General features: G+C 28.8%; 6 protein-coding genes. All 6 read left to right on the top strand.

The genetic code is table 11. The annotated features are described in order from the left end of the window. Positions 1 to 989 (top strand): transposase (locus J7J62_03065; GenBank protein ID MCD6124135.1); only part of this gene is annotated, 989 nt, incomplete at its 5' end. A 224-nt stretch (positions 990 to 1,213) separates the two neighbouring features. Further along, complete coding sequence (locus tag J7J62_03070) at positions 1,214 to 1,630, top strand: hypothetical protein (GenBank protein ID MCD6124136.1); 417 nt, start codon at positions 1,214 to 1,216, stop codon at positions 1,628 to 1,630. A 22-nt stretch (positions 1,631 to 1,652) separates the two neighbouring features. Further along, entirely contained in the window at positions 1,653 to 1,850 is a 198-nt protein-coding gene (locus J7J62_03075) for a hypothetical protein (GenBank protein ID MCD6124137.1), read from the top strand. A 19-nt stretch (positions 1,851 to 1,869) separates the two neighbouring features. Continuing rightward, a complete protein-coding gene (locus J7J62_03080; protein MCD6124138.1) occupies positions 1,870 to 4,566 on the top strand; it encodes a DUF2341 domain-containing protein in 2,697 nt (898 codons plus the stop codon). A gap of 1 nt (position 4,567) precedes the next feature. Next, positions 4,568 to 4,921, top strand: a complete 354-nt coding sequence (locus J7J62_03085; GenBank protein MCD6124139.1) for a hypothetical protein — start codon at positions 4,568 to 4,570, stop codon at positions 4,919 to 4,921. Between the two features lie 63 nt (positions 4,922 to 4,984). Further along, positions 4,985 to 5,598, top strand: a 614-nt coding sequence (locus tag J7J62_03090) for a hypothetical protein (GenBank protein ID MCD6124140.1), incomplete at its 3' end; no start/stop codon positions are given.

Genomic DNA, 5,598 nt, shown 5'->3' on the forward strand with positions numbered 1-5,598 from the left:
CGGGTTGGGTCGCCGTATTCTGGTCTGATTCGGGATTTATAAAAGGTTCATATCCACCAAAAGAATATTGTCGAGGCGGAAGATTAATTAGAGATGCTTCGGTAAAAGCTTGGCAAATAGTAAAGGGAGCAAAAAAGAATAAACAAAAAGAAAGGCCTTATTTTAAAGGAAAAGAAATAGATTTAAATCAATTTAGTGCTTATATTATTCCTGAACTTAAAACAAAAGAATTTGATATTTGGTTTTCAGTTATAAGTTTAAATTCAAGACACAGGTTAAAGATACCCTGTAAAAGAACGAACTTATTCAATAAAATGGTAAAAAAAGGAAAACTGAGAAAAAGCTTTAAATTATTAAAAATTAACAATGACTATTTTATGGAATGTTTCATAGAACTTCCAGAAAAGAAAAAACAAAACAATAATAAGATTGGCATTGATGTAGGTTTAAACAACGCAATTGCTACTTCTGATGGAAAAATCTTTGGCAAGGAATTAAAAGATTTAAGGATAAGAACTAAGTGGAGAAGTTATAAAGGAAAATTATCATCGCAAAAACAATTGCTAAATTATTATGCAAAGTTATTAGTAAAACTTTATCCCAATACTGATTTTGTGGTTGAAAAATTATTATTTAAAGGCAAAAGAAATCGCACAAAAGAATTTAGAAGGCGCAACAATACTTGGGCATATAATCATTTAGCAAACAAATTGGAAGAATTGGGACGCTTGGAAGGTTTCCAAGTAATAAAGGTGAACCCGCAATACAGTTCCCTAAGATGCCCTGTGTGTGGGTTCACCGATAAGGCGAATCGAGTAAGTGTTGAAGTGTTTCAGTGCAGTCAGTGTGGTTTTAAGGGAAACGCTGATTGTGTGGGAGCATGGAACTTACTCGAAAGAGTAGCCGAGGAGCATTCCGTCCCTATATTAAGCCAAAGGGGCTTAAAACGGCAGTTCCAAAGGGAATGTCGAATAGCCAACTTGCAATAAGGAGAGGGGGATTTAGTGTTGGTATAGATGAAAATGGAATTTTTATTTTTACACATAGATGTAGAAGCAAGTCTTATCCGTCTTTTAAAGAAATTCCTAAAAAAGTAAGAGAATTCATCAAAAGTACAGGTTAATTATTTTTAATTTTAATCGTCCCATTCTATAATTCAAGTTGGGTTATCAGAATGGGACGGATTATTGTCTTTAAAGAAAGGAGGTTAACTATGTTTGACAAATTATTTAAAACTTATGAAAAATTGTTACTTTATCGTCCTTGGGTTTATTATTGGAAAGTTACTTATGCTAATGGCAAAAGCATAGCACAATTTGATGAGAATGGAAATGAAATATTGTATGGGAATGTTTCTAAGAAAGATGCATTAATTATTGGTTGGTATCCATTTGATATTAAATTGGCTAAAAAACTATTAGATAAAGGTTTATTAGTTCTTCCAAAACAAATTCCCAGTTATGAAATTTTTCTGGAAAAAGGCGAAGAACCAATAATTTTTAGACGTAATTATATTGCATTAGGTAAAAATGGCGGTAGAAGAATTAAATATATTTTGGGAAAGAAACATAAATTTTTATGGATAATTGATGAAAATGGTAATAGGGAGATAAAAAAGCTAAATGATTAGTTTTTTAAGAGGTGCATATTAAATGGCGTGGCTAAATGGTTGGAATTACAGAAAGAAAATAACCATTCAAGGCCAATCAGGCGCTGGAACTGATTATCAAGTATTACTAAAGGTAGGTGAAAGTTCTGGTGCTTCAGGATGTGATTTCCATGTAGAAGGCCATTCATCTAATTTCCCTAGCGATCAAAATCAATCTGGTGACTTAATTAAGATTCACTAAAAATGATGGAACTACTTTATTGAACTTTTGGGTAGAAAAAGTAGAAGGGACAAGTCCCAATCGTATAGCATATTGTTGGGTAAAAATTAGTGATAATTTGGATAATAATGTAGATATTTATTGTTATTATGGAAATTCCGAAGCAACTAATGCAAGCGATGGTGATAATACATTTATTTTCTTTGATGATTTCGAAAATACGACTGATTTTAATCAAGGTTCTTTGTCGATTTCGTTTACTACAACGGATGTGAAAACAGGTAATTATGCAATTAAGGCAGAAGGTAATCAATCATATAAGACTAAAACAATAGATCAAAATTCTGGCAGGAATAGAATTTTCGAAACTTGGGTAATGTTAAAGGCTTCTTCTAATACATCACTTGCTGGTATTCAAATTGCACAACCATCTACTGAAGCAAATGGTTATCAATTTATACTTGATCAAAGATCTTCATATAAAGATATTCAGATTCGAAAAGACCATGCATCTGAACCTCTTTTGGCAAGTGGTTCAAAACAAGGGGAATTATCTGAAGATATTTGGTATTTTTTAAAAGTTATATGGAAAGATAATGGAGATTTGATTTTTTATGTTTATAATTCAGATAATTCATTATTTGAATCAATCAATGTTAATGATGGTTCTTATACAGATGGTCATTTTGGGATATTTGCATATGAAAATGCAGTATTCGATACATATCGTGTTCGTAAGTATGTTAGTCCAGAACCAAGTTTTTCTTCTTCGGAACAAGAAGAATATGTATATTCGAGTAGTTATTCTTGTGATGTATGTATTTTGAAGCATCAAACTTCTGATTATTCTGTTGATATATGTATAGTAAAAGAAGGATGGCTTCCTTATAATTTTAGAAGACAGATAACTATAGATAATACATCAAATTCTAATAATCTTGCAGATTATCAAGTAAAAATAGTTTTAAATTCTAGTAATTTTAACTTTAATCATGCTAAAGATGATGGTACAGATATTGCATTTGCTGATTCTGATGGAACTACTCCATTACATTTTTGGAGAGAAAAATGGGATAAAAATAATCAAGAAGCCATTCTTTGGGTAAAAGTTCCTTCTATTCCAGCTTCTTCTACTAAGACTATTTATCTTTATTATGGAAGTTCTAATGCCAATGATTTAAGTAATGGCGATAACACATTTATTTTCTTTGACGATTTTGATGGTTCGGACATTGATACTAATAAATGGACTTTTGTTCAAGGTAGTCAAGGAAATGGAAATTATTCTGTAGTAAATAGTATTTTAACTTGGACACATCTTCCGTTTGGAATTAAACATACTCACGATTCATTATCTCATGCTGCATTACGTGCACGATATTATCAATTGAATCCTACCAGTCATGGTTCTGGTTTGTATTGGTGGAATGGAAATAATTTGATATTTAAAATATGGCGAGATAGTTATGATAAACTTGCTATATATGATACTGATGGAAATGAGTATGATGTTGGTGATAACTTAACTTCTTGGGGTATTCTTGAATTTATTAAGGATCAAAGTGATAATCTTAAAATTAATTTAAATGGTTCACAACAAGGTAGTTCTTATGTTAATACGTATGATTTGACTAGTTTGAATTTAGGAAATCGAACTCAAAGCAATGTTTATGATACTTCGGATTTCAAATTCGATTGGATACTGGTACGTAAGTATATTGACCCAGAACCAAGTTCGACAATTGGAGATGAACAGACTGTAAAAGAAATTAATTATTCTATAGATGCAATACTTTATGGATTGAAAAAGACTATTCTTGTTGATTCGTTATTAGAAGGATTAAATTCTTTAGCCTATAATATTGATGTAATAATAAAGAAAATTGAGAAATTATATAATATTGATATTTTATTGGAAAAAACCCAATTTTTAAATTATGATGTCGATATATTAATAAAGAAATTGTGTTATCAATATTATAACATTGATATTTTATTGGAATTATTAAAATCTTCTATTTATACTTTAGACATATTAATTAAGGAATTAAGACAATTTGGTTATGGTTTAGATATTTTGTTGCAAAAGATTGTATTTAATAATTATAGTATTGATTTAATTCTAAGTAAAGTTGGACAACTACAATATTCCATAGATTTAATATTACAAAAAGAAGAAGAAGTAGAATTTCAATATAATCTTGATATTCTCCTGAGAAATGTCTTAAATTTTGCTTATCAGATCGATATTTTGTTAAAATCATTGAAATCAATTGTTTGGAGTATAGATGTTTTTTTAAAGCAATTACGTTTTACTAGTTATGATGTTGATTCAGTATTTAGTGAACTATTATCAGATTCTTATAATGTTGATGTTTTATTAAAACAATTGAAATCTTTTATTTATAATATTGATTTACTACTAAAGCAATTACAATTTGCTAACTATAACATTGATTCTTTATTAGGACAATTGCAATCTTTTGCTTATATTATAGATATAATATTAGAAATAATTGGAAAACAAATTTCTATTGATGCTTTATTCTTGCAAATAAATGAAATTAGATATTCAACAGATATTTTATTATTTCAAAGATTGAAATTTGCACCTTGTAAATTAACTTTAGATTATAGCAAATATAACTTGAACTTGAATTATAGCAAATATAATTTGAATTTAGATTTTCAATGTAATGAATTTAATCTAAATTTTGCTTGTCAGGAGGAAAGTTAATATGAAATTAACTAAAGGAGATGCTATTTTATTTACATGTACTGTAAACGGGATTGAAAATTTGGATGGTTGGAAAATTCGTTGTGAAATTTATGATGATTATCAACATTCTGTTAAATTGGCAACTGCTAATTCTGGTGGAAGCGACCAACAAATAAAAATTATTGATTCAAAAAATTGCAAGTTTGAAATTTATGTTCCAAATGATGCTACTGCTGATTTTGATGATATAGCTTACATAGAAATAGAAGTTGAAAGTCCAGATGGCCAAATTCAGACTTTAAATATTAGAGAACTTCCAGAAGGAAGATTTGAATTGAAAGATCAAAAAATTACGTGGAAGACACCATCCTAGAACTTGACATTTTATGTGAAATATGTTAACATCTATGTGTAAAATCTTTTGAGGTTTTCCCTTTTGCGTGTTCTATTGCCTTGTGTATTGTCTTCGGATGCTATAAAGGTTGCATATTGTTTACATAAGAAGAAGAAACTTAAACTATCTGATTACTGTCCAATTTTTCCAAAGAAGTCTATTCGTTTGCAAAATAACGATATAATCTTATTTGATATAAAAATAGATACTAAGTTGAAAATATTTGTTTATCCTTCTTTTTCTGATTTCTTTAAGAATATAATAAAGGAAGATATAAATTTTCATTTTCTTAACAATTTACAGGAAGATTTTTGGTGGGGATTGGATTCAGAAGGAACAGATACATTGCAATTATTATCTAATTGTTTTGATTATTTTGAAAGATATAGATTACATTGGTTAAAACAATTTGAAGATATTCAATTAGAAAAAATTCAAATTAAATCATATCTAGTTGCGCTAAACGATAATATTCTTCCAGAATCTAAATATCTGAAATCAGAACTTAGGAAAGTTGATTATATGGTTTATCGAATGGGTGATGACCTTGGAATAAGAAAGGGATTTCAATCTAATGGCCCATCACTTGTTGATTTTCATAAATATATAAATACTGAATGTTTTATACATAAAAAAGGCTATTTTGTAAATTTAAA

Source organism: bacterium (genome assembly GCA_021159335.1).
Taxonomy (GTDB): Bacteria; UBP14; UBA6098; order B30-G16; family B30-G16; genus JAGGRZ01.